The organism is Bradyrhizobium sp. Leo114 (genome assembly GCF_055229415.2).
The window spans coordinates 1-367 of record NZ_JBUYEN020000235.1; the positions used below are offsets into that span (position 1 = coordinate 1).

Below are 367 nucleotides of genomic sequence, written 5' to 3' on the forward strand. Positions count from 1 at the left end.
TCTCGAAACTGAAGCGTTTCAGGCGCGTTGCTACGCGCTACGAAAAAACCGCACGAAATTACTTCGCTGTCGTCGCTATCGCCGCAACTCTGCTCTGGCTAAGATAACTGTCCACGCGACCTAGCGCATTTTCGGTTCTGATTGAATCGGAACCGAAGCTCTAGATTCTTGTTTTGACGCGTTTTCACGCGAACCGGTGTCCACCCTCGGATCAAGTCCGAGGGCATGCTTCGCTCGAAAACGCTCTAGGCTGTGTGGACTCTTGGGATTCTCAAATCAGACGGAACGTGATTCAAGGCTTTCTTTTAGGAGGAAGCCTTGGGGGTTCTGGATCGGCTCGTTCTGAACGACACGCAATGGGACCGTA

At 52.3% G+C, this 367-nt stretch carries 1 pseudogene; it reads left to right on the forward strand.

The annotated features are described in order from the left end of the window. A pseudogene (locus ACZIRK_RS45545) lies at nt 1–107 on the forward strand (IS5/IS1182 family transposase); the annotation flags it as partial. Nucleotides 108–367: the final 260 nt, after the last annotated feature.